19 protein-coding genes are annotated in these 24,585 nt (G+C 73.4%); 13 read left to right on the top strand and 6 right to left on the bottom strand.

Going from position 1 to position 24,585, the window contains the following annotated elements:
- Window positions 1-160 precede the first annotated feature (160 nt).
- Complete coding sequence (locus tag ACGFS9_RS21850; protein ID WP_393255363.1) at window positions 161-655, bottom strand: DUF3145 domain-containing protein; 495 nt, start codon at window positions 653-655, stop codon at window positions 161-163.
- A gap of 303 nt (window positions 656-958) precedes the next feature.
- Between ACGFS9_RS21850 and ACGFS9_RS21845 the strand changes: the two genes are divergently transcribed.
- Window positions 959-1,855: an SGNH/GDSL hydrolase family protein gene (locus tag ACGFS9_RS21845; protein ID WP_393255362.1), complete on the top strand. Its 897-nt coding sequence runs from the start codon at window positions 959-961 to the stop codon at window positions 1,853-1,855.
- Window positions 1,856-1,920: 65 nt separating this feature from the next.
- Complete coding sequence (locus ACGFS9_RS21840) at window positions 1,921-2,895, top strand: aldose epimerase family protein (protein ID WP_393255360.1); 975 nt, start codon at window positions 1,921-1,923, stop codon at window positions 2,893-2,895.
- Window positions 2,896-2,967: 72 nt separating this feature from the next.
- Here ACGFS9_RS21840 and ACGFS9_RS21835 read toward each other — a convergent pair whose 3' ends face one another.
- Complete coding sequence (locus tag ACGFS9_RS21835) at window positions 2,968-5,424, bottom strand: glycoside hydrolase family 3 C-terminal domain-containing protein (RefSeq protein ID WP_393255358.1); 2,457 nt, start codon at window positions 5,422-5,424, stop codon at window positions 2,968-2,970.
- A 104-nt stretch (window positions 5,425-5,528) separates the two neighbouring features.
- On the opposite strand from ACGFS9_RS21835, the gene ACGFS9_RS21830 reads away from it, so the two are divergent.
- Window positions 5,529-6,104 (top strand): TetR/AcrR family transcriptional regulator, encoded by a 576-nt coding sequence (locus ACGFS9_RS21830; protein ID WP_393255357.1) that lies wholly within the window; start codon window positions 5,529-5,531, stop codon window positions 6,102-6,104.
- A gap of 101 nt (window positions 6,105-6,205) precedes the next feature.
- Here the strand turns inward: ACGFS9_RS21830 and ACGFS9_RS21825 are convergent, their stop codons facing one another.
- The 3 genes from ACGFS9_RS21825 to ACGFS9_RS21815 all read right to left on the bottom strand — a co-directional run bounded on the left by ACGFS9_RS21825 (window position 6,206) and on the right by ACGFS9_RS21815 (window position 8,758).
- Window positions 6,206-7,054 carry an EI24 domain-containing protein gene (locus ACGFS9_RS21825; protein ID WP_393255356.1) on the bottom strand — a complete coding sequence of 283 codons (849 nt, stop codon included), beginning with the start codon at window positions 7,052-7,054 and terminating at the stop codon, window positions 6,206-6,208.
- A 145-nt stretch (window positions 7,055-7,199) separates the two neighbouring features.
- Window positions 7,200-7,619, bottom strand: a complete 420-nt coding sequence (locus tag ACGFS9_RS21820) for an organic hydroperoxide resistance protein (RefSeq protein ID WP_393255355.1) — start codon at window positions 7,617-7,619, stop codon at window positions 7,200-7,202.
- A 116-nt stretch (window positions 7,620-7,735) separates the two neighbouring features.
- Window positions 7,736-8,758, bottom strand: a complete 1,023-nt coding sequence (locus ACGFS9_RS21815) for an NADP-dependent oxidoreductase (RefSeq protein ID WP_393255353.1) — start codon at window positions 8,756-8,758, stop codon at window positions 7,736-7,738.
- Between the two features lie 131 nt (window positions 8,759-8,889).
- Between ACGFS9_RS21815 and ACGFS9_RS21810 the strand changes: the two genes are divergently transcribed.
- Entirely contained in the window at window positions 8,890-9,339 is a 450-nt protein-coding gene (locus ACGFS9_RS21810) for a MarR family winged helix-turn-helix transcriptional regulator (protein WP_393255352.1), read from the top strand.
- A gap of 154 nt (window positions 9,340-9,493) precedes the next feature.
- On the opposite strand, the gene ACGFS9_RS21805 is transcribed toward ACGFS9_RS21810, so the two are convergent.
- Window positions 9,494-10,369 carry a hypothetical protein gene (locus ACGFS9_RS21805; protein ID WP_393255351.1) on the bottom strand — a complete coding sequence of 292 codons (876 nt, stop codon included), beginning with the start codon at window positions 10,367-10,369 and terminating at the stop codon, window positions 9,494-9,496.
- 300 nt (window positions 10,370-10,669) lie between these two features.
- Between ACGFS9_RS21805 and ACGFS9_RS21800 the strand changes: the two genes are divergently transcribed.
- The 9 genes from ACGFS9_RS21800 to ACGFS9_RS21760 all read left to right on the top strand — a co-directional run bounded on the left by ACGFS9_RS21800 (window position 10,670) and on the right by ACGFS9_RS21760 (window position 24,566).
- Complete coding sequence (locus ACGFS9_RS21800; RefSeq protein ID WP_393255349.1) at window positions 10,670-11,827, top strand: mandelate racemase/muconate lactonizing enzyme family protein; 1,158 nt, start codon at window positions 10,670-10,672, stop codon at window positions 11,825-11,827.
- Complete coding sequence (locus tag ACGFS9_RS21795) at window positions 11,824-12,828, top strand: zinc-binding dehydrogenase (protein WP_393255347.1); 1,005 nt, start codon at window positions 11,824-11,826, stop codon at window positions 12,826-12,828. Before ACGFS9_RS21800 ends, ACGFS9_RS21795 begins: the two co-directional genes overlap by 4 nt.
- 122 nt (window positions 12,829-12,950) lie before the next feature.
- Window positions 12,951-13,985 carry a hypothetical protein gene (locus ACGFS9_RS21790; RefSeq protein ID WP_393255346.1) on the top strand — a complete coding sequence of 345 codons (1,035 nt, stop codon included), beginning with the start codon at window positions 12,951-12,953 and terminating at the stop codon, window positions 13,983-13,985.
- Between the two features lie 6 nt (window positions 13,986-13,991).
- Entirely contained in the window at window positions 13,992-15,095 is a 1,104-nt protein-coding gene (chvE, locus tag ACGFS9_RS21785) for a multiple monosaccharide ABC transporter substrate-binding protein (RefSeq protein ID WP_393255344.1), read from the top strand.
- 32 nt (window positions 15,096-15,127) lie between these two features.
- Complete coding sequence (gene mmsA / locus ACGFS9_RS21780) at window positions 15,128-16,678, top strand: multiple monosaccharide ABC transporter ATP-binding protein (RefSeq protein ID WP_393255343.1); 1,551 nt, start codon at window positions 15,128-15,130, stop codon at window positions 16,676-16,678.
- Entirely contained in the window at window positions 16,675-17,919 is a 1,245-nt protein-coding gene (mmsB, locus tag ACGFS9_RS21775; RefSeq protein ID WP_393255341.1) for a multiple monosaccharide ABC transporter permease, read from the top strand. The genes mmsA and mmsB overlap by 4 nt, the downstream gene beginning before the upstream one ends.
- Before the next feature lie 246 nt (window positions 17,920-18,165).
- On the top strand, window positions 18,166-19,872 hold the full coding sequence (locus ACGFS9_RS21770) for a pyridoxal phosphate-dependent aminotransferase (RefSeq protein ID WP_393255339.1): 1,707 nt from the start codon (window positions 18,166-18,168) through the stop codon (window positions 19,870-19,872).
- A 222-nt stretch (window positions 19,873-20,094) separates the two neighbouring features.
- Complete coding sequence (locus ACGFS9_RS21765; RefSeq protein WP_393255338.1) at window positions 20,095-21,357, top strand: extracellular solute-binding protein; 1,263 nt, start codon at window positions 20,095-20,097, stop codon at window positions 21,355-21,357.
- A gap of 230 nt (window positions 21,358-21,587) precedes the next feature.
- The gene (locus tag ACGFS9_RS21760) at window positions 21,588-24,566 is read left to right on the top strand and encodes a beta-galactosidase (protein ID WP_393255336.1); all 2,979 of its coding nucleotides are present in this window, start codon (window positions 21,588-21,590) and stop codon (window positions 24,564-24,566) included.
- Window positions 24,567-24,585 lie beyond the last annotated feature (19 nt).

The following is a 24,585-nucleotide window of genomic DNA, read 5'->3' as shown; positions in this document are numbered from 1 at the left end:
CCCCGCCCGGCGGGGGGGGGGGGGGCCCCCCCGCGGGGGGGGGGGGGGGCCGCGGGGGGCCCCCCCCCCCCCGCCCGGCCCCCCGGGGGGCCCCCCCCCCCCCGGGGGGGGGGGGGGGCCCCCCCCACGGCGTTCGGCGTGTTCCGGGGGCGGCCCGCGGTCAGACGACCTGGTGCAGCCAGCGGACCGGGGCGCCCTCGCCCGCGTAGCGGAAGGGTTCCAGTTCGTCGTCCCAGGGCTTGCCGAGGAGCTTGGCGAGGTCGGCCTCCAGCTCGCTCTCGCCGCGCTGCGAGCGCAGCAGCGCGGCGCGCAGCCGGTCCTCGGGGATGAGGATGTCGCCGTGGATGCCGGTGACGGCGTGGTAGATGCCGAGTTCCGGGGTGCAGCTGTAGCGCTCGCCCTCGGCGGTGGGACACGGCTCGGCGGTGACCTCGAAGCGCAGCAGGTGCCAGCCGCGCAGCGCGGAGGCCAGCTTGGAGGCGGTGCCGACCTCGCCCTTCCAGGAGAACTCCGCTCTCCAGGTGCCGGGCGCGGCGGGCTGCCGGATCCAGTCGAGGTTGACGCGCGTGCCGAGCACCCCCGCGACCGCCCACTCGACATGCGGGCACAACGCGCGGGGCGCGGAGTGCACGTAGAGAACTCCACGTGTCGTCACTGGGGCCTCCGGACAGAGCGAGACATCTTGTAACTTGGCGGAACGGCAGTGGCAGGGCGGCCACGGGCCGAGGCTACCGTGCGGTGACGCGAGGAGTGTGACGTACCGTCGGTCCAGGCGCCGTGAACGGAGAGGTTTCACCCGGCGGGACGCGTCCGGGCCTCCGAAAGAGGGGGTCCGGGGCGGTTCCGGGCCGGCCGGCCCTCCTCGGTCCGCGGACGGCCGGCCGGGTACGACGTGGTGCGGCCCTCCGCGCGGCGCGGATGCCGACCAACCCTGTACAACGAGCGAGGAGACCAGGGGATGCGCAGTCGCGGCCACCGTTCACGGGCCGTCACGGCCCTCGTGGTGGCGGCGGTCCTGGGGGCGGCGGGGTGCGACGCCGCCGGGGGCGACACCCCGTCCGCCGGCCGCACCGCGGGCCACGCCTCCCCGACGCCCACGCCCGCCTGGGACCGCAGTCCGCGATCGATCGCGGCGGTGGGCGACTCCATCACCCGCGGGTTCGACGCGTGCAGCGTGCTCTCCGACTGCCCCGAGGTGTCCTGGGCGACCGGCAGCGACCCGCGGGTGGACAGCCTCGCGGTCCGGCTGCTCGGCAGGTCCGGCGCGGCCGAGCGGAGCTGGAACTACGCGGTGACCGGCGCCCGGATGGCGGACCTGCCCGGCCAGATGGCGCAGGCGGCGACCCGCCGGCCGGAGCTGGTCACGGTGATGGCGGGCGCCAACGACGCCTGCCGGGCGTCCACCTCGGCCATGACGTCCGTCGCGTCCTTCCGCCGGTCCTTCCGCAAGGCGATGGACACCCTGCGCCGGAAGCTGCCCCGGACGCAGGTGTACGTGTCGAGCGTGCCGGACCTGAAGCGGCTGTGGTCGCAGGGGCGGGGCAACGCGCTCGGCAAGCAGATCTGGAAGCTGGGCATCTGCCCCTCGATGCTCGGCGACGCCGACTCGCTGACCTCGGCGGCGACGCTGCGGCGGGACCGGGTGCAGGAGCGCGTGAAGGCGTACAACCGGGTGCTGGGCGAGGTGTGCGCGCAGGACCGGCACTGCCGCTTCGACGGCGACGCCGTGTTCGACTACCGCTTCGGAACGGAGCAGTTGAGCCACTGGGACTGGTTCCACCCGAGCACGGACGGACAGGCCAGACTCGCGGAGATCGCCTACCGGACCGTCACCGCGCGCGATCCCGCCCCGTAGTGCCCTGACCGGACGGGTTCACCGGCTCGCGGCGCCCGGCACGGCACGGCACTAGTGTCTCCCGCATGAGCGAACTTTTCGGCACACTTTCCGACGGCACCCCCGTCCACCGCTTCACGCTGGAGCGGGCCGGGGTCCGGGTGCGTGTGCTCACGTACGGCGGCATCGTGCAGTCGGCCGAGGTGCCGGACCGGGACGGCCGGGCCGCCGACGTCACGCTGGGCTTCCCCGGCCTGGCGGGGTACGTCGAGCACCCGGAGCCGTATCTCGGCGCGCTGGTGGGCCGGTACGCCAACCGGATCGGCCGGGCCCGCTTCCCGCTCGGCGGCGCGACCTACCACCTGGAGCCGAACAACGGGCCCAACGCGCTGCACGGCGGCGACGGCGGGTTCGACAAGCGGGTGTGGGACGCGGAGCCGCTGGAGTACGGGGTGCGGCTGTCGCGGGTCAGTCCGCACGGCGAGGAGGGCTTCCCCGGCCGGGTGGAGGTCCGCGCGGCCTACACGCTCGACGAACGCGGGGCGCTGCGGATCGCCTACGAGGCCGTGACCGACGCGCCGACGGTCCTGAACCTGACGAACCACACCTACTGGAACCTGAGCGGTTCGGGCAGCGCGATCGGGCACGAACTGCGCCTCGACGCCTCGCGGTGGACGCCGGTGGACGCGGACCTGATCCCGACCGGGGAGCTGGAGCCGGTGGAGGGGACGCGCTTCGACTTCCGCACGGCGCGCAAGACGGGCGCGGGCTACGACCACAACCTCGTGCTCGACAAGGGGGTCACGGAGACCGCGGTGGAGGTCGCCGAGCTGCACGATCCGGCGTCCGGGCGGGTGCTGACCGTCGCGACGACCGAGCCGGGGGTGCAGCTGTACACGGCCGACCACCTGGGCGCCCCGTTCGCCCCGAACGACGGGATCGCGCTGGAGACCCAGCACTTCCCCGACTCGCCGAACCGCCCGGAGTTCCCGAGCACCGAGCTGCGCCCCGGCGACCGCTACCGCTCGGAGACGGTGTACGCGTTCTCCGTGCGGGGCTGAGCGTCCGGGCCGGACGACGGGCCCCGGTCCGGAGGTCAGGTTCCGGACCGGGGCCGCCGGCGGGACGTACCGTTACGCCTCGATGATCGTGCGCAGCCGGCGGTCCGTGAGGGAACGCCCCGCCTCGATCCCGTACGAACCCTTCACACATGCCCAGCAGCCCGCCGCGGTGTCCCAGATCTCGAAGGCGCGCCGCGGGATGTCGACCACGGCCTCGGCGCTCTCGCCGGGACCGGCCTCGACGCAGGCGAAGCCGGCGAGTGCGCGGGCGGGCCGGTCCGCGTCCGCCTCCAGGGGCGCGACGTAGACTTGGACGACCTCGCGCCCGGCCCGCGCGCCGCTGTTGCGGACCCGGACGGTGGCGGTACCGCCCTCGACCGTGAGGGACTCGTAGGTCCACTCGGTGTAGCCGAGGCCGTGGCCGAAGGGGTACGACGGGGTCCGCCCCTCCTTCTGCCAGGCGCGGTATCCGATGAACACGCCCTCCGTGTAGGCCAGTTGCCCGTCCGTCGGGGCGACCCGGGTCACCGGGGCGTCGGCCAGCGGGCCCCAGGTGGTGGGAAGGCGCCCGCCGGGCTCGTGGGCGCCGGTGAGGACGTCGGCGAGGGCGGCGCCGCCCTCCTGGCCGGGGAACCAGCTCAGCAGCACCGCGGCGACCTCGTCGCGCCAGGGCAGTTCCACCGGGGAGCCGGAGTTGACGATCACGACGGTGTTCGGGTTGGCGGCGGCGACGGCGTGCACCAGCTCGTCCTGGTGGCCGGGCAGGCGCAGGTCGCTCCGGTCGAAGCCCTCGGACTCGACGCGGTCGGTGGTGGCGACCACGACGACGGCGGTGTCGGCGGCGCGGGCCGCCTCGACGGCCTCGGCGATCAGCTCGCCGGCGGCGCGCACCGGCTCCCGGTGGGCGAGCGAGAACCCGACGACCCGCATCGGTGCGTCCTCGGGGACCTCGACGACGTGGGTGAGCGACACCCGGACCGGCTGCCCGGCGGTGAGGTCGACCCGGGCGCGCGGGACGGGGGCGCCGAAGAAGGTGATGAACGGGTCGTCCTTGCCGGCCTCCTGGACGCCGTCGAAGCGGGTCGTGCCGTCGACGGCGAGGGTGAACGCGCCGAGTCCCTTGATCCCGAAGGTGTGCGTGCCGGTGTCGCGCGGGGTGAAGGTGCCGGTGAGTTCGACGGTGTGCAGCGCCTCGTGCGTGACGCCCTCGGGCAGGTCGTCGCCCATCCACTGGATGTGGCCGCTCGGCGCGGAGCCGCTGCCGAGGACCGCACCGGTGGCGTCGCGGCAGACCGCGCGCAGGTCGAAGCCCTGGTCGGCGACGGGGAGTTCGACGTTGGGGTCGGCGCCGACGGCATAGCTCAGGGTGCCCTCGGGCAGTGCGGCGCTCAGGCCGTCCAGGGGCGAGACCACCCGGGCGGGGAAGACGGTCGCGGAGCCGCCGCCGAGGATCCGGGCGTCGCGGGCGGCGGCGCCGATGAGGGCGACCCGGTGGCCCTCGGGAAGCGGCAGGGCGCCCTCGTTGCGGACCAGGACGAAGGAGCGGCGGGCGATCTCCCGCGCCAGTTCCCGCCCGTCCACGGGGGCGGGCAGCGAGGTGACGGCGGGCTCGGCGCCGCGGAGGGCGCCGACGCGGGCGGCGAGCCGGAGTACGTTGCGGACGGCCGCGTCGACGGTCGCCTCGTCCACCTCGCCGGCCCGGACGGCCGCCGCCAGGGGCGGGCCGTAGACGGTGCGCGGGCCGGGCATGGCGATGTCGAGGCCGCCCTGAACGGCTGCCCGGGTGGCGCGGGCGGCCATCCAGTCGGAGACGTTGACGCCGTCGAAGCCCCAGGCGCCGCGCAGGACCTCGTTCACGAGGTGGCGGTGCTCGGTCATCGTGGTGCCGTTGACCGCGTTGTAGGCGGTCATGACGCCCCAGGGCCGGGCGCCGGCGACGATGGTCTCGAAGGGGGCCAGGTACAGCTCGCGCAGGGCGCGTATCCCGACGCGGTTGTCGACGGTGAAGCGGTCGGTCTCGGCGTCGTTGGCGACGAAGTGCTTGACGGTGGTGCCGACCCCGCCGGACTGCACGCCGCGGACGTAGCCGGTGCCGATCGCGCCGGTGAGCAGGGGGTCCTCGCTGTAGGCCTCGAAGTGCCGGCCGCCGAGCGGCGAGCGGTGCAGGTTCACGGTGGGGGCGAGCAGCACGTGGACGCCCTTGCGGCGGGCCTCCTGGGCGAGCAGCACGCCGGCGCGGCGGGCGAGTTCGGGGTCCCAGGTCGCGGCGAGCGCGGTGGGCGAGGGCAGCGCGACGGAGGGGTCGTCGGCGCTCCAGTGGACGCCGCGGACACCGATCGGCCCGTCCGACATCACGAGGGCGTCCAGGCCGATCTCGGGGAGCGCGGGCAGGGTCCACATGGAACGTCCGGACAGCAGCCGGGCCTTGGCGTCCAGGTCGAGCCGGCCGAGCGCCGCCTCGACCACGGTCTCGCGGGCCGCGTCCGCGGCCCGCCGGTCCTGCGCCGTCTCCACCGGTGTCTCCGCCATGGCGGCACCTCCTCGTCGAAAGCGGTCTGCGGCCTCTCATCCTGCATCGGCCACCTGTGGACCGGTAGGTTTCGTCACCTTGCCGTGACAATCCGGGGGAGGTCATGCCGTACGGTGACGCCATGGCGGCCAGGACCAGGAGCGAGGAGCGGCGCGCGGAGATCGTGCGCGCGGCGCTGGAGGTGATCGCCGAGCGCGGCTACCGCGGGGCGAGCCTCGCCGCGGTCGCCGAGCGGGTCGGACTCACCCAGCAGGGCCTGCTGCACCACTTCCCGACCAAGGAGGCGCTGCTCGTCGCGGTCCTCGCGGAACGGGACCGGTGGGACGCCGTGCCGGACGGCGCGTGGCGGGCCGACCTGCTCCTCCAGCTCGTCGAGTACAACGCGATGCGGCCCGGCGTCATCCAGACCTTCGCCGCACTGCTCGGCGAGAGCGTCACGGAGGGGCATCCGGCGCGCGCGTTCTTCACCGGGCGCTACACGGCGGTGCGCGCGAGCATGGCCGCGGTGCTGCGCGCCGAGTACGGGGAGCGGCTGCCGGGCGGCCTCACGCCGGAGCGCGCCGCCCCGCTGCTCGTGGCGGTGATGGACGGGTTGCAGTACCAGTGGCTGCTGGATCCGGAGTCGGTGGACATGCCCGCCGCGTTCGGCGACTTCCTGCGGCTGCTGGGCGAGGACTGACGGCCGCGGCGGCGCCGTCGCCTTCAGCGACTCCCCCGGTTCCGCCGGCGGCGGACCCGGACCCCTCTGAGCCGTGCGCCCGCGGGCGGGCGGCCTCCCGGTCAGGGGGCGGCGGTCTCCGCGGTCCCGGCGGCCCCGCCCGCGGAGGCCGCGGTAGCGGCCCCGGCGTCGCCCGTGCCCTCGGCCTCGACGGCGGACTCGCCGGTCTCCTCGCCGAGCAGGTCCCGCGCCATCAGGGTGGCGCCCGCGACGGCGCCCGGCATGAGGAAGACCGCGACGAAGGGCACGACGAAGGCGAGGGCCAGCGGCGTCCCGAAGCCCCAGGCGAGCGTCTTGCGTCCGCGCAGCAGGGTGAGCCGGGCGCGCAGGTCGACCCCGCGGCGCTGGAGGGCGACGGCGGCGAGTTCCTCGGTGAGGAAGAAGCCGGTGACGAGGAACCCGAGCGCCGGGACGACGGTCTGGCCGACGAACGGGAGGAAGCCGAGCGCGAAGAGCAGCACGCCCCACAGCGCGGCCCGCACCACGATCCGCAGACTGTCCCGGGCGGAGATCCACAGCTCGCGCCACAGGGGCAGGCCCGACTCCGGGGCCGTGCCGTCCGGGGAGACGTCCCGGTCGACCCTCTCGGAGAGGCTGTCGTAGAAGGGCTGGCCTATCAGCAGGGTGACGGCGGTGAAGGTGACGACCGCCAGCAGCAGGGCGAGGGCGAACAGGACGGCCGTCAGCAAGCCGCGGAAGAGACCGGACCAGGGACTCGTCCAGTCGTCGGCGAACGGCGTCGACCAGGTGACGAGGCCCTCGCCGTACCGGGCGAGCGCGACCAGCGCCACCGCGTACAGGACGAGGGTGATGAGTCCGGGCAGCAGGCCGAAGCCGTACTGCCTGCCGTGCCGCACCACCCACCGCTGGCCCCGCACCAGATGACCGAAACCCACCCCGAGATCGCGCATGGGGGGAACTGTATCGGGGTGGCGTGCCGCGCGGCACGGGGTGGGCGACGCCTTCCGGAGCCTCCTCGCACGCCCGGACCCCGGGTGCGCGAGGAGGCCGCTCCCGGGGTCCGGGTGCGGCCTCCCGCCGTGCGCGGCGAACGCCTCAGAGAAGCGTCACGCTGATGTTGCCGCGCGTCGCCTTGGAGTACGGGCAGACCTGGTGGGCCTTCTCCAGGAGCGCGCGGGCGGTGCCGGCGTCGACGTTCGGGATCGTGGCGGAGATCTCCACGATGATCCCGAAGCCGTCGTCGTTCCTGCCTATGCCGACCTTCGCGGTGACGGTCGAGCCGGAGACGTCGGCGTTCTCCTGCCGGGCCACGACGCCGAGGGCGCCCTGGAAGCAGGCGCTGTAGCCGGCGGCGAACAGCTGCTCGGGGTTGGTGCCGTCGCCGCTGCCGCCCATCTCCTTCGGCGGGTTGACGACGACGTCGAGCCTGCCGTCGTCGGTGGCGACCCGGCCGTCGCGGCCGTTCTCGGCGGTCGCGACGGCGGTGTACAGGACCTCGGACTGCTGGATGGACATGCGGTGCGCTCCTCCTTGGCCGGTCGCGACTCGCGCCCACGATCGCGACGGTTTCGGAAAGAAGTTATCGCATACCGGAAGGCGAGCGACAGGCCCGCCCCGCGCCGCCGGGCGGATCAGAGCTTGACGATCATCTTTCCGGTGTTGTCGCCGCGCAGGACCCCGAAGAACGCCTCCAGGTTGTTCTCGATGCCCTCGAGAACCGTCTCGGTGTACTTCAGCTCACCGGACCGGATCCAGCCGCCGACCTCCCGGACGAACTCCGGCTGGAGGTCGTAGTGGTCGCCCACCAGGAAGCCCTGGATCCGGCCGCGGGTCTGGATCAGGCGGGCCAGGTTCTTCGGGCCGGGGGCGGCCTCGGTGTTGTTGTAGACCGAGATCATGCCGCAGATCGCGATGCGGCCGTCCCGGTTGAGCGAGCCGATGGCCGCCTCCAGGTGGTCACCGCCCACGTTGTCGAAGTAGACGTCGACGCCGTCCGGCGCCGCCTCGCGCAGCTGCTCGGAGACCGGGCCGTTCTTGTAGTTGAAGGCCGCGTCGAAGCCGTACTCCTCGACGAGCAGCTTGACCTTCTCGTCGGAGCCGGCCGAGCCGATGACACGCGAGGCCCCCTTCAGCTTCGCGATCTGGCCGACCTGGCTGCCGACCGCGCCCGCCGCGCCGGAGACGAAGACGGAGTCGCCCTCCTTGAAGGAGGCGACGCGCAGCAGCCCCGCGTAGGCGGTGAGGCCGGTCATGCCGAGGACACCGAGGTAGGTGGAGAGCGGAGCGGCCTCCGGGTCGACCTTGACGGCCTGCGCCGCGTCCACGACCGCGTACTCGCGCCAGCCGAGGAAGTGCAGCACGTGGTCGCCGACGGCGATACCCTCGGCGTTGGAGGCGACGACCTCGCCCACCGCGCCGCCCTGCATCGTCTCGCCCAGCTCGAAGGGCGCGGCGTAGGACTTGGCGGCGCTCATGCGGCCGCGCATGTACGGGTCGACGGAGACGTAGGCGTTGCGTACCAGGACCTGGCCCTCGCCCGGCTGCCGCACCTCGGCCTCGACCAGGGCGAAGTCCTCGGGCTTGGGCCAGCCGACCGGACGGCTGACGAGCTGCCATTCGCGGTTGACGGCGGGGAGCTGGGGGGTCTGGGACATGAGGTGCGCCTTTCACGGTGAGGGGCTCGCGGCTCTGGCGGTACTGCGGGAGCGAAGAACTACTTCACTACCTGAAACAACCATGCTCCTGAATATTTCATGATGTCAAGTAACCGGGTAGGCTCGACGGCATGGCCACCCAGAAGAGACCCCGGATCGACCCCCTGACCCTGGAGGTCGTCGAGCTGATCGGCACGGTCGTGGCCCGGTATCACGACGAGTACGAGGACGCCGCGGCCGAGCACGCCCTGACCGGCGCCCAGGCACGGCTGCTCGGCCTGCTCTCGCTGGAGCCGCTGCCGATGCGCCGGCTGGCGCAGAAGCTGCGGTGCGAGCCGTCCAACGTCACGGGGATCGTGGACCGGCTGGAGGCCCGCGGTCTGGTGGAGCGGCGCCCGGACCCGGCGGACCGCCGCGTGAAGCTGGCGGCGGCGACGGCCGAGGGGCGCACCGTGGCCGAGGGGCTGCGCGACTCCCTGCGATTCGCCCGCGAACCCCTGGCGGGGCTCTCGGACGCGGAGCGGCTGGCCCTGCGGGACCTGCTGGTGCGGATGCTGGCACCGGACGGCGCCGCGGACTGACCGGCGGGCGCGCCGGACGGGCGGGGCGGGAGCCGGTGAACCGTTCCGGTCAGGGCGTCGGCTAGCGCCCTGACCGGAAGAGTTCGCCGGACAGCTCGCGGTGTCCGGTGCGGTGCCGGGCGTCGCGAGCCGGTGAACCGTTCCGGTCAGGGCACTAGGTGCACCACCACAGGAAGCGGCTGCACGTCCGCGAGGGGGTCGGTGCGGGCGGGGGCGCCTGGGTCGCGGGAGCGGTGGTGGCGGGGGCCGTCGCCCGGGGGGCCGAGGGGGCCGGCGCGGCCGACGTGGGCCGGTCCGGGCGGGCGTCCGGGCTCGCCGACCCCGCGACGGCCGCGTCCGGCCCGTCCGTCGCCGACGCCTCGGGGGACGCGGACGCCGACGGTGTGCCGGACGGCGAGGCGGAGCCGGCGGAGACGGCGGTCCGCGAGGCTGCGCCGGACGGGTCACCCGCCGGCCGGGCGGTGGCGTTCGCCGCCCCGGACGCCGAGCCGTCCGGCGACGCGGCCGTGGCCGGTTCGGGCGCCGACCCGGGTGCGTCGACGCCCAGTTCGGCGAGGCTCAGGCCGCCGGCCGCGAGGACGAAGCACGCCGCGACGAACAGGGTGCGCCGGCGACGGCGCCGGTGCGCGGCGGCCTTGCGGTCCCGCCGGCTGTCACCGGCCCCGGCGTCCGGTCCGTCCGCGTCTCCCGCCTCCGCCGGCCGCCGCCGACCACCCCGATCCCGCGCGCCGTCCGCGACGGCCCCTTCCGGGCGGGCCGTCGAGGCCGGAGCGGCGGCGGCCGGGGCGCCGGGCTCTCCCTGCCCCGCCGAACTGCCGTACGCGTCCGGGGAGTCGGGGGCCGAAAGGGCGTCACCGGCGTATCCGGAGCCCTCGCCGTACAGGGCAGTCCGGGTTCCGGCGGGGTCCTGCCGCGGCCGGCCGCCGGTCAGCGCGGGCTCCGCGGCGCGGAGCGCGTCGACCGGGGTGCCGCAGCCGGGGCAGGCGAGGGCGCCGTTGAGGTGCCGTCGGCACGCGTGGCAGTAGTCCATGACGCGGGAAGACTAGGTTCGCGCTCGGTCACGTTCCTAGGAGCGGCTGTGAAAGTTCTGTGCGGAACCGGGAGTTCCGGCACGGCGGTACGCGACACCCCTGGTCATTTACCGCCATCCACACCCCGGCCACGCCGCCTCGCGGCCGCCGATGCGGACGCCGGCCGCCCCGCGCGCGGAGTCCCGCGGGCGTTCTGTGCGCGAACCATTGACACCCCCCGGGCCGCATCTCTACTGTCACGCCAACATTTCGAACGTGTGACGAAATCTCGAACATGGCGAGCACAGGGGGCAATTGGCGTGCGCATCACGGGCATCACCACCCACGTGGTCGGGACACCCTGGCGGAACCTGACCTACGTCCGGGTGCACACCGACGAGGGCGTCACCGGAGTCGGCGAGACCCGGATGCTGGGCCACACCGACGCGCTGATCGGCTATCTGCGCGAGGCCGAGGCCAACCACATCCTCGGCTCGGACCCCTTCGCCGTCGAGGACCTGGTCCGCCGCATGAAGTACGGCGACTACGGCCGGGCCGGGGAGATCGTGATGTCCGGCATCGCGGTCGTCGAGATGGCCTGCTGGGACATCAAGGGCAAGGCGCTCGGGGTGCCGGTCTGGCAGCTCCTCGGCGGCAGCGTCACGGACCGGGTCAAGGCGTACGCCAACGGCTGGTACACCACCGAGCGGACGCCGGACGCCTACCACAAGGCCGCGCAGGAGGTCGTCGCGCGCGGCTACCGGGCCCTGAAGATCGACCCGTTCGGCACCGGACACTTCGAACTGGACCACGCCGCCACGCTCTACTCCGTGTCGCTCATCGAGGCGGTGCGCGACGCGATCGGGCCGGAGACCGAACTCATGCTGGAGATGCACGGCCGGTTCTCGCCGTCGACCGCGGTCCGGCTGGCCCGCGAGCTGGCGCCGTACCGGCCCGCGTGGCTGGAGGAGCCGGTGCCGCCGGAGAACCTGAAGGCGCTGGAGAAGGTGGCCGCCAAGGTCGACATCCCCGTCGCCACCGGCGAACGCGTCCACGACCGGATCGAGTTCCGCGAACTCTTCGAGAGCCAGGCCGCCGACATCGTCCAGCCCGACGTCGGCCACATCGGCGGCATCTGGGAGACCCGCAAGCTCGCCGCGACCGCCGAGGCCCACTACGTCCTGGTCGCGCCGCACAACGTCGGCGGCCCGGTGCTGACCGCCGCCTCCCTCCAGGTCGGCTTCAGCACACCGAACTTCAAGGTCTTGGAGCACTTCAACGACTTCGCGGACGCGGAGATCAAGAAGGTGGTGAAGGGGGCCCCGCAGGTGGTGGACGGCTACTTCGAGCTGTCGCACGAGCCCGGTCTCGGGGTCGAGCTGGACGTCGACGCGGCGGCCGAGTTCCCCCAGCAGCAGGCACGGTTCGACCTCTGGGCGGACGGCTGGGAGCAGCGCAGGCCGAAGGGGAGCCGGTGAGCGCCGCGGTCGTCGTCGACGCGCCCGGCCGGCACCGGCTGGTCCCGCACGAGCCGCTGCCGCCGGCGGCGGGCGAGGCGCGGGTGCGGGTGCACGCGGCCGGCATCTGCGGCAGCGACCGCGAGGTCTTCCAGGGCAACCGGCCCGAGGGATACGTGCGGTACCCCCTCACCCCGGGCCACGAGTGGTCGGGGACCGTGGAGGAGGTCGGGCCGGGCGTCCCGGCGGACCTGACCGGCCGCAAGGTGGTCGGCGAGGGCTTCCGCAACTGCCAGGTCTGCGACCGCTGCCACGCCGGGGAGACGACCCTGTGCACCGCCGGGTACGAGGAGACCGGCTTCACGGTGCCCGGCGCGATGGCGGCCACGCTGACGCTGCCGGCCCGCCTGCTGCACGTCCTGCCGGACACCGCGGACCTGACCGCCGCGGCCCTGCTGGAGCCGGCCGCCTGCGTCGCGGCGGCCGCCCTGCGGGCGAGGGCGCTCCCCGGGGAGCGGGTGGCCGTGGTCGGCACCGGGACGCTCGGGATGCTCGCCGTGCAGTTCCTCGCGGCGGCCTCTCCGGCCGAGCTGCTCGTGGTGGGCACCCGCCCCGACCGGGCCGCCCTGTCGGAGAAGTTCGGCGCCACCGCCTTCCGCACGGCGGACGGGGAACTCCCCGGCGGCTTCGACGTCGTCGTGGAGTGCGCCGGGTCGGCGTCCGCCGCGCGCACCGCCGCCTCCCTGCTGCGGCGCGGCGGGCGCCTGGTCCTCACGGGCATCCCGGCGCCGGGGGCCGAAGGGCTCGACCCGACCGACCTCGTCGTCCGGCAGCTGGAGGTGCACACCGTGTTCGGGGCGCCGCCGCAGGCGTGGGCGCACGCGGTGCGGGTGTTCGGCACCGGGCTGCTGGACCCCGCGCCACTGGTGACGCACGAGCTGCCGCTGACCGCTTTCGCGACGGCCGTCGAGCTGGTGGGCTCCGGTGATCCCGGGGTCGGCAAGGTCCTGCTGAAACCGTGAGCGCCCGATCCGTACGCCGGTGCGGGGCCTCCTGACCGCCACGCGCCGGCGTACTCCCTCCGGGTCCGCGCACACCCGACGAAGCGAACCGTGTCCGAGATATCGAACATGAAGGACGGCCTGTGACCCCCGACGCCCCTCCCACGGCACCCCGGCGCCCCGGCGAACGGGCGCTCGCCGCGCTCGGCCTGGGCGCGCCCGCCCCCTCCCCCGCCGACGCCTCGCCGCACACCTTCCCCGGAGGCGGCCGATGGCGTACCGAGGTGCCCTCCGTCGAGGGCCCCGAGGCGCTCGCGGCGGTCCTGAAGGAGTCCTCCCGGCTCGACGTGCCGATCCACCGGATCAGCCAGGGCAGCGGCGTCTGGATGCTGACGGACGCCGAGATCACCGAGATGGTCGAGTCGACCGCCGAACGGGCCATCGAGCTGTGCCTGTTCACCGGGCCGCGCGGCACCTGGGACACCGGCGCCTCGGTGCGCACCGACTCGGGCGGCGGCGGACTGCGCGCCCGCGGCCACGACGCGGTCGCCGGCTGCGTCGAGGACGCGGTGCGTGCCACGGAACTCGGGGTCGGCTGCCTGCTCGTCGCGGACGAGGGCGTGCTGTGGACGCTGCACCGGGCGCGGAGCGCGGGGATCATCCCGGCGGACACCACCCTCAAGGTCTCCGCGCTGATCGGCCCGGTGAACCCGGCCGCGTACGCGGTGTACGAGCGGCTCGGCGCCGACTCGGTCAACGTGCCGAGCGATCTGACGCTCGGTCATCTGACCGAGATCCGGCGGAACTCGGCCGCCCCCATGGACCTGTACATCGAGGCCCCCGACGACCTCGGCGGGTACGTCCGGATGTACGAGGTCGCCGAGATCATCCGGCGCGGCGCGCCGCTCTACCTGAAGTTCGGCCTGTCCAGGGCCCCGGGGATCTACCCGTACGGCACCCATCTGCGGGACCTGACGCTCGCCACCGCCCGGGAGCGGGTGCGGCGCGGCCGGCTCGCCCTCGACCTGCTCGCCCGGCACGGCGCGGACGGCGGCATGGCCCCGCTCGGCTCCCGCTCGCCCGGCCCGCTGCACCGCTTCCCCACCGACGTCCGCCCGCCGCGGACCGCACCTCCCGCCACCCCGCCCGCTCTCCACGACGAGAAGAACAAGGACTGATGCACCGTGCGCAATCGCAGAGCCGCCCTCGCCACCACCGCCTCCCTCGCCCTCACCCTGTCCGCGTGCGGGCAGGACGGTGAGGGCGGCAGCGACGACAAGGGGGGCGGCCCCAAGGGAGCCACCATCGGCATCTCGATGCCGACCAAGTCCTCGGAGCGCTGGATCGGCGACGGCGACAACGTCGTCAAGGACCTCCGCGCGAAGGGATACAAGACCAAGCTGGCCTTCGGCCAGGACGACCCGGACCAGCAGGTCTCGCAGATCGAGAACATGATCACGCAGGGCGTGAAGGCCCTGATCATCGCCGCCATCGACAACAAGTCGATGAACAACGTGCTCCAGCAGGCCGCCGACGCCGAGATCCCGGTGATCTCCTACGACCGGCTGATCCTCGGCACCGGCAACGTCGACTACTACGCGTCGTTCGACAACACCAAGGTCGGCGAACTCCAGGGCGGTTACATCGTCGACAAGCTCGGGCTGAAGGACGGCGGCAAGAAGGGCCCGTTCAACATCGAGCTGTTCGCCGGCTCCAACGACGACAACAACACGAAGTACTTCTTCCAGGGCGCGATGAACGTCCTCCAGCCCTACATCGACAGCAAGCGGCTCGTCGTGCGGTCCGGCCAGACCGGGCTCACCCAGGTCACCACCCTGCGCTGGGACGGCGGCACCGCGCAGAAGCGCATGGACGACATCCTCACCTCCTCGTACAAGCGGGCGCGGGTGGACGCCGTGCTCTCGCCCTACGACGGCATCTCGATCGGCATCCTCTCCTCGCTGAAGTCGGACGACTACGGCTCCAAGGACAAGCCGCTGCCCGTCGTCACCGGGCAGGACGCCGAACTCGCCTCCGTGAAGTCGATCATCGCGGGCGAGCAGACGCAGACCGTCTACAAGGACACCCGGCAGCTCGCCGAGGTCGCCTCGAACATGGTCGACGCGGCGCTGCACGGCAAGAAGCCCGAGATCAACGACGACAAGACCTACGACAACGGCAGCAAGGTCGTCCCCGCCTACCTGCTCCAGCCGGTCAGCGTCGACAAGTCCAACTACGAGAAGGAACTCGTCGACACCGGCTACTACAAGGCCTCCGACCTCAAGTGACCGCCGCTCCCCACTGAATGGAAGGCACGACCATGGCGGGACCCGTCCTGGAGATGCGCTCGATCGTCAAGACCTTTCCCGGCGTCAAGGCGCTGTCGGACGTCAGCCTGGCCGTCAGGCGAGGCGAGGTCCACGCCATCTGCGGCGAGAACGGCGCCGGCAAGTCCACCCTGATGAAGGTGCTCTCCGGCGTCCATCCGCACGGCAGTTACGAAGGGGAGATCCTCTTCGACGCGGAGGTCTGCGCGTTCCGGGACATCAGGGCCAGCGAGCGGCACGGCATCGTGATCATCCACCAGGAGCTGGCCCTGGTGCCCTATCTGTCCATCGCGGAGAACATCTTCCTCGGCAACGAGCACGCCGCGCGCGGGCTCGTCGACTGGACCCGGACGCTGCGGCACGCCACCGAACTGATGCGGCGGGTGGGCCTCGACGAGAACCCGCGGACCCGCGTCGCCGACATCGGCGTGGGCAAGCAGCAGCTCGTCGAGATCGCCAAGGCGCTGTCGAAGTCGGTGCGCCTGCTGATCCTCGACGAGCCGACCGCGGCCCTGAACGACGAGGACAGCGGCAAACTCCTCGACCTCATCCTTGAGCTGAAGGACCAGGGCATCACCTCGATCATCATCTCCCACAAGCTGGGCGAGATCCGCCGGGTGGCGGACTCGGTGACGATCCTGCGCGACGGGCGGTCTATCGAGACCCTCGACGTCAGGGCCCCGGAGACGACCGAGGACCGGATCATCAGCGGGATGGTGGGCCGCGACCTCGAACACCGCTTCCCCGAGCGCACCCCGCACCGGCCCGAGGAGGGGGCCGCTCCGGCCCTGGAGATCCGCAACTGGACCGTGCACCATCCCATCGACCAGCAGCGCAAGGTGGTCGACGACGTGTCGCTCTCCGTGCGGCGCGGGGAGATCGTCGGCATCGCCGGCCTGATGGGCGCCGGCCGCACCGAACTGGCGATGAGCGTGTTCGGGCGGACCTACGGCCGGTACGCGGGCGGCACGGTCCTCAAGGACGGCACCGAGATCCGGACGAAGACGGTCCCGGAGGCGGTCCGGCACGGGATCGCGTACGTCACCGAGGACCGCAAGCACTACGGGCTCAACCTCATCGACACCATCAACCGGAACATCTCGCTGAGCGCGCTCGGGAAGGTGGCCCGGCACGGTGTGGTCGACGAGCACGAGGAACGCCGGGTGGCCGAGGGCTTCCGCACCTCGATGAACATCAAGGCGCCGACGGTCTTCGAGCCGGTGGGCAGGCTGTCGGGCGGCAACCAGCAGAAGGTCGTCCTCAGCAAGTGGATCTTCGCCGGCCCGGACGTGCTGCTGCTGGACGAGCCGACGCGCGGGATCGACGTCGGCGCCAAGTTCGAGATCTACACGGTCATCGACGGGCTGGCCGCCGAGGGCAGGGCCGTCGTCTTCATCTCCTCCGAGCTGCCGGAGCTGCTCGGCATGTGCGACCGCGTCTACACGATGGCCGCGGGTCGGCTGACCGGCGAGTTCTCCCGGGCCGAGGCCTCGCAGGAAGCGCTGATGCGTCAGATGACGAAGGACAAAGAGGTGACGCGATGAGCACGGACACGACCGCCACGACGCCCGCCCCGGCACCGCCCGGCAGCGGCGGGCCGGCCGACGGGGCCGGCCTGCTCCGGCTGGTGCTCGACGGCATGCGCCGCAACATGCGGCAGTACGGCATGCTCTTCGCCCTGGGCCTGATCGTGGTGCTGTTCGCCGTGTGGACCGACGGCGACCTGCTGCTGCCGCGCAACGTCTCCAACCTGGTGCTGCAGAACAGCTACATCCTGATCCTCGCGATCGGCATGATGCTGGTCATCATCGCCGGCCACATCGACCTGTCCGTCGGCTCGCTGACGGCCTTCGTGGGCGCGGTGGCCGCCGTGCTGATGGTCGACCACGACATCGCCTGGCCGGTGGCTCTGGTCCTGTGCCTGGTGCTGGGCGCGATCGCGGGCGCCGCCCAGGGCTTCTTCATCGCCCATCTCGGCATACCGTCGTTCATCGTGACCCTCGCGGGCATGCTCACCTTCCGCGGTCTCACCGAGATCTTCCTCAAGGGCCAGACGATCGGCCCCTTCCCGGAGGGCCTGCAGAAGGTCGCCAACGGCTTCCTGCCCGAGGTCGGCCCCGACACGAACTACCACAACCTGACCCTGCTGCTCGGGCTCGCCCTGATCGCGTTCGTGGTGCTCCGGGAGGTCCGGGACCGCAGGCGGCAGCGGGAGTTCGCGCTCGACGTGCTGCCCGCCAACCTCTTCCTGCTCAAACTGGTCGCGCTGATCGCCGCGGTGCTCACCGTGACGATGCTGCTCGCCAGCTACAAGGGCGCCCCGGTGGTCCTGCTGATCCTCGGCGTCCTGGTCGCCGGGTTCGGCTACCTGATGCGCAACGCGGTCGTCGGCCGGCACATCTACGCGATCGGCGGCAACCTCCCGGCGGCCAAGCTGTCCGGCGTGAAGGACAGGAAGGTGACCTTCCTGGTCTTCCTCAACATGGGGATGCTCGCCGCGCTCGCCGGCCTGGTCTTCGCGGCCCGCTTCAACGCGGCCTCGCCGAAGGCGGGCCTGAACTTCGAACTGGAGGCCATCGCCGCGTCGTTCATCGGCGGCGCGTCGATGAGCGGCGGCGTGGGCACGGTCCTCGGCGCGATCATCGGCGGTCTCGTCCTCGGCGTGCTGAACAACGGCATGAACCTCGTCGGCATCGGCACCGACTGGCAGCAGGTCATCAAGGGCCTGGTCCTGCTGGCGGCGGTCGGCTTCGACGTGTGGAACAAGCGCCGGGTCGGTTCGTAGGCCGGACGGGCCCGCTCCCGGCCGGAGCCGCCCGCACGGGAGCGGGCACGACGCACCGGACCGGCGCCGTCGCCCCCGGCAGGCGCCGGACTTCACGCCTGCTTCACCGGTTCCACACCTTCCTCCACCGATTGAACAGCGCCCCCTCCGCATCCGTATGGAAGGGCGGCCCGTGCTCCCCCGCACGGGCCACCCCATGTCCGGGGGCCCGCCCTCCCCAGCGGGCCCGCCCCCTACGGAGGTTCCATGGCAGGCAATGTCACCTCGCTCTTTCGCGGCACCGCGGCGCACAGCCCGTCGATGGCCGCACTGACGCGGGAGGGCGACGGAGCCGGCCCCCTGGACTTCTGCATCCCCTGCAACCCCTACTTCCCCACCCCGGCGATGTTCGACGACCTCGCGGGCCGGCTGCGCGAGATCATCACGTACTACCCGAGCAGCGCCGACACCATCACCGCCGAGCTGTGCTCGCTGCTCCAACTCCCGCCGCAGTGCGTGGCGATGGGCAACGGCTCCACCGAACTCATCACCTGGATCGACCACCTGCTGGTGCGCGAGTCCCTCGCGATCCCCGTCCCCACGTTCGGCCGCTGGACCGACCAGCCCATGGAGACCGGCAAGCGGGTCGACATGTTCCCGCTCCAGGAGTCCACCGGCTTCGCGCTCGACCTCGGCGCGTACGCGAAGTTCATCCGCGCCCGCGGCACCCGAGTCGCGGTGCTGTGCAACCCCAACAACCCCGACGGCGGCTTCCTGCCCCGGCAGTCCGTCGTACAGTTCCTGGACGCGATGGCCGACCTGGACCTGATCGTCGTGGACGAGTCGTTCCTGGAGTTCGCCGACGCCGAGTCGGAGCCGAGCGTGGTCGAGGACGCGGTGATGCGGCCCAACGTCATCGTGCTGCGCAGCCTCGGCAAGAACTTCGGGCTGCACGGCATCCGGTTCGGCTACCTCGTCGCGAACCCCGCGCTGGCCGCCAAGGTCCGCTCGATGCTGCCCAAATGGAACCTCAACTCCTTCGCGGAGAGCGTGGTGTTCATGCTCAGGGACCACGGCGCCGAATACCGGGAGAGCCTGCACATGGTCCGCCGGGACCGGCTCGACATGGCCCGCGAACTGGCCGCGCTGCCCGGCCTGACGGTCTACCCCTCGCAGGGGAACTTCCTCTTCGTGCGCCTGCCCGTGGGCGCCGAGGGGACCATGGTCCGGGACCGGCTGCTGACCGAGCACCGCATCCTGGTCCGCGAGTGCGGCAACAAGATCGGCTCCTCCAGCCGCTTCCTGAGACTCGTGGTGCGCCCCCAGGCCGATGTACGCCGCCTGGTGTCGGGCCTGGAGCAGGTGCTCTACGGGTCCAGGAGGGGAGCCGCCGTACCCGAGCCGGCCGCGGGGACCGGCTACAGCTCGGGTACGGCGGCCGTCGACCGGCTCGTCGGCGCCACCAACGGCGCCGGCACACCCGGCCTGGCCGCCCAGGCGGCCGACCGGCCCGGCTCCGCCCCGCAGCCCGGAGCGGTGCCGGCCCCCCCGCCCGTACCCGTCCTGCCGCCGGCGCCGCCCGTCCGGCCCGCCGCCGCCGTGGTCTTCCCCGACCAGGAGCAGCCCGGGGTGGCTCCGGGCCGCCCCTTCCAGCAGCCCTTCGCGGCCACCGCGCCGGCGGAACCCGCGGGCATGCCGCAGCCCGGCGCGTGGCCGCCCGCGGCGCCGGGGGCGATGCCCGCGCAGGCCCCGCCGGCGCCGATGCCCGCCCCGGCCGGGCCGGCCGGACTGCGGCCCGCCGCCGCGGCGGTCGGCGGCGGACCCGGCTCGGCGAACGCCGCCTCGCTCGGCGCGCAGGGCGGCCTGACGGCGGCCCAGGTCCGCGGCAGGACCGAGCCCGAGCCGCCCCCTCCACCCCGCTCGGCCGACGGCTGGGGAGCCGTCGGCGCGATGCTCTACAACCAGGCGGGCTGACCGCCGGCGCACGGCACGGCGGCCGCGCCGAGGCGCGGGAGCGGGCCCCGGCTCCGGTGCGGATCACGGGTGTCCGCGTCCCGCCGTCCCCGCGCCGCCCCCGGCTCCGGAGATCTCGGAACGGGAACACAATCCGTCCCGCCCTGGGCACGCACCGCGTCCGTGCCTACCATCGCTCTTCGTCTACGCGCGTCGAGAGTGGCTGGAACAGAGGTGGTGGCGGTGCGTCGCAGTACCCGGATCATGGTGGCGATGGCGGCCGCCCTCGGCCTGTCGGCGGGCGCCGCCGGCTGCGGCGGCGGGCAGGACGCCGCCGACGCGGGGACCACCACGCTGAAGATCGTCGCCACCAACTACGGCGACAGCGTCCACAAGAACTCGCAGGGCTACTGGGACCGGGTCGGCCTGGCCTTCCAGGCCGCCCACCCCGGGGTCCGGGTGGTGACGACGGTCTACCCGGCCGACACCGTCGACGCGAAGGTGGCCGCGCTGGTCAAGCGCGGCGAGGCGCCGGACATCGTGCAGGGCGGCAACTTCGCCCAGTACGCGGCGGCCGGCGAGCTCTACTCGGCCGACGAGGTGCTCTCGATCCCCGTCCAGGCCGGATTCGTGCGCAGCCTCGCGGACGCCGGAAAGGTGAACGGGACGCCGTACGGGATGCCGTTCACCGCGAGTACCCGGCTGCTCTACTACAACAAGGACCTGTTCCGCCGCGCGGGCCTGGACGCCCCCGCCACCTGGCAGGAACTCGCCGCGGACGCCCGCGCGTTGAAGGCACAGGGCGTGAAGTACCCGATCGCGCTGCCGTTCGGGCCGGAGGAGGCCGAGGCGGAGACGCTGGGCTGGCTGCTGGCGGGCGCGGGCGGCTACACGGACAACGGCGGGAAGTACGACCTCGTCTCCGAGGCCAACGTCTCGGCGCTCGGCTGGCTCAGGACGAACCTCGTCGAGGCGGGGCTCACCGGCCCGGTCGCGCCCGGCCGGCTGAACCGCAGCGCGGCGCTCAAGGCGTTCGTGGACGGGGAGGCGGGCATGGTCAACGCCCCGCTCTCGCTGATGCGGCAGATCGCCGACTCCTCGCAGAACGTGCCCTACGGCACCGTCGCGCTGCCCGGCAGCAGCGGCCGGACCACACCGACCATGGGCACGGCGGACTGGGTGGTCGCCTTCAAGAAGGGCGGGCACCGCACGGAGACGGGGGCCTTCCTGGACTTCCTCTACGGCGACAAGTACGTCCGCGAGCAGGCCGCCGAGTACCAGCTGCTCCCGGTCACGGTGTCGGTCAGCGCGGGCATGCGCGCCGACGACGCCTACCGCCCGCTGTGGCACGGCCTGGACGCCCTGGACGGCATGAGCCTCTACCCGCTCGCGGAGACGAACTGGTCGCGGGTGGCGGCCGAGATCCGCTCCAGGATCGGTGCGGCGGTCGCCCCCGGCGGCGATCCGGAGGCCGTCCTGACGGAGATCGCGAAGACGGCCCGCTGAGCGGGCCCGCCGGCGGGCGCGGCGGGGACGGGCGGGACCGGGGGGCGCGCGGCGGGGCCGGACGGCCGGGGTGGTGTTCCGCCCTCCCCCATACCGGGTAATCCCCCCACGCCGGGCACCTCATATGACCATGAAACGACCTGTCCGTGTGGACAATGGCCGCACCCTCCCCCGGGGCCCGGGCCCGCCCCCGGCCGGGGGATGCCCGCCGCCGTCCCCGGAGGACCCGCATGGTGTTGAGCAGACGTACCTTCAGCGCACTCGCCGGCACCGCCGCACTCGGCCTCTCCCTGAGCGGCAGCGGGCAGGACGAGGCGAGCGCGGCGGGAAGGACGGCGCTCGCCCCCACCGGTCCGGCGCCCGCCCCGCCCGCCGCCGACGGCCGCCGCCACACGGTCGGCTTCGACCGCTACTCGATGCTCGTCGACGGCCGCCGCCTGGTGATCTGGTCCGGGGAGGTCCACCCCTTCCGGCTGCCGAGCCCGTCCCTGTGGCGGGACGTCCTGCAGAAACTGCGCGCCCACGGCTACAACACCGTCAGCATCTACGTGGCGTGGAACTACCACTCCCCCGCGCCCGGCGTGCACGACTTCACCGGGGTCCGCGACCTGGACCTGTTCCTGCGCACCGCCGCCGAGACCGGCCTGTACGTCATCGTGCGCCCGGGCCCGTACATCAACGCCGAGGTCGACGCGGGCGGCTTCCCCGGCTGGCTCACCGCCACCCCGGGCACCGCCCGCACCGCCGACCCGACCTACCTGGGCCACGTGGACCGGTGGCTGACGGCCGTCGACCGCATCGTCGCCCGGCACCAGTACACCGACGGCGGCGGCACGGTCGTCCTCTACCAGCTGGAGAACGAGTACGACGACCACGTCACGGAGGCCACCGGCCGCGCCTACATGGCGCACCTCTACCGCACGGTCCGCGCCGACGGCATCGACGTGCCGCTGTTCCACAACGACAAGGGCCGCAACGGCCACTGGGCGCCGGGCACCTTCGACACGGGCGGCGAGCGGGGCCGCTACCTGTACGGCTTCGACGGCTACCCCTCCCCGTTCAAGACGCCGCCGGACTGGGGCCACTTCGGCGCCGGCGGCACCAAGGGCGGCGCGACCGCGAGCCCGGACACCCCCGGGTTCATCCCCGAGTTCGGCGGCGGCTGGTTCGACCCGTGGGGCGGGGCCGAGTTCGACGGCCTGGGCTACGCCGAGTCCCGCCGCACCCGGGACGCCGCCTACGAGCGCCGGTTCTACCTCACCAACCTCGCCAACGGCATCACCGTGCACAACGTCTACATGACCTTCGGTGGCACGTCCTGGGGCTGGCTGCCCGCGCCGATCGTCTACACCTCCTACGACTACGGCGCCGCCATCGACGAGGCGCGCCGGCCCACCGAGAAGCTCACCCCCATGCACCAGATCGGCCACCTCCTGCACTCGGTACCCGAGTTGGCCAAGCTCGACCCGGTCGGCCGGGTCCCGTCGGCCACCCTGGGCACCGGCCCCGGCGTCACGGCCTACCACCTGGCCAACCCCGACACCGGGGCGCACGTCCACGTGCTGCGCAACGACACGTCCGCCGAGGCCGTGGCCTCCGTGCCGCTCGCCGGGACGAGCGTCCCGGTGCCGGTGCCCGGACTCGACGCCCGGCTGGTCGTCTCCGGGATCTTGCTGGGGCGCCGGACGCTGCGCTGCTCCAGCGCCCAGCCGATGCTCACGATGACCGCAGGTCGCCAGGACGTCGCCGTGTTCACCGGCCGGCGAGGAGAGGCGACGCGCACCTGCCTGGAGGCGGCCCGCGAGCCGTCGGTGACCGTGCTGGAGGGCGCCGCCCGGCACACCTTCGGCGACGGGGCGCTGTGGATCGACGCCGAGCTGGACGGCGTCACCCGGGTCCTGGTCGAGGGCGGCGGCGTGGCGGCGCCGCTGCTGCTGCTGTTCGCCGACGACGCGAGCTCGCGCCGGCTGTGGCGGTACGACACCCCGTCCGGCCCGGTGCTGGTGCACGGCCCGGCGCTGCTGCGCACCGCGGCGATCAGCGGCGGCACCGTCACGCTCACCGGGGACACCGTGGACGCCGCGGACCTGGAGGTGTGGGGGCCGCGCGGTACGAACGCGCTGCGGTGGAACCGGCGGGCGGTGCCGGCGAGGGCGACTCCCTCCGGGAGCCTGCGCGCCGCGCAGCGGCTCCCCGGGGTGGCACCAGTGCGGCTGCCCGCCCTGACCGCCTGGCGCAGCGCCGCGGAGAACCCCGAGTCCGCGCCCGGTCACGACGACTCCGCCTGGCGGCGCGCCGACCGGACCGCCTCCCACGCCACCACCCCGGTGCCCGCCGGGCAGCCCGTGCTGTTCGCCGACGACTACGGATTCCACTACGGAGACGTCTGGTACCGGGGGCACTTTGCGGACGCCGGGGCCGCCGAGTCCGTCGCGCTCTCCTATGTCGCGGGCACCCAGGGCCTGTTGATGGCCTGGCTGGACGGCGAACCGCTGGGCACGCACCGGATGCCGGTGCCGGACGGCAAGACGGTGCGCAAGGGCACCTGGTCGGCCACCGCGACGTTCCCCTGCCGACCGCGGCCCGGCCGCGCCCACGTGCTGTCGGTGCTGGTCCGCCGGATGCAGCACGACGAGGACGGCAGGGCGAACGACACGCACAAGGCGGCCCGCGGGCTGACGGCGGCGCGGTTCGCCGGGGCGGCGCCCTCGATCGACTGGCGCATCCAGGGCGAGGCGGCCCCCGACCCGGTCCGCGGACCGCTCAACAACGGCGGCCTGTACGGCGAGCGGCAGGGCTGGCACCTGCCCGGGTTCGCCGACGGCGGCTGGCGGGAGACGGCCCTCCCGCACGCCGGGAAGCGGCAGGGGGTCACCTGGTACCGCACCGGGTTCAAGCTCGCCGTGGACAGCGGGGTGGACGCGTCGATCGGCCTGCGCCTCACCGACGATCCCTCCCGCGCCTACCGCGCCCAGATCTTCCTGAACGGCTGGAACATGGGCCAGTACATCAACGACGTGGGCCCGCAGCACACGTTCGTGCTGCCCAACGGAGTGCTGCGCACCCGGGGGTCCAACACGCTCGCCCTCGCGGTGCTGTCCGACGGGACCACCCCGGCGGGCCCGGGCCGGGTGGAGCTGACCCTGCTCGGCAGCGCCGCCGGCGGGGTGCCGGTGGCCCCGGTCGACTCCCCCGGCGCCGCGCGGTAGACCCCGCCGGACCGTCCGG

It is taken from the genome of Streptomyces sp. NPDC048566 (assembly GCF_043199735.1).
Taxonomy (GTDB): domain Bacteria; phylum Actinomycetota; class Actinomycetes; order Streptomycetales; family Streptomycetaceae; genus Streptomyces.
The sequence above is the reverse complement of the archived record's forward strand: the minus strand, read 5'-3'. Positions and strand labels throughout refer to the sequence as shown.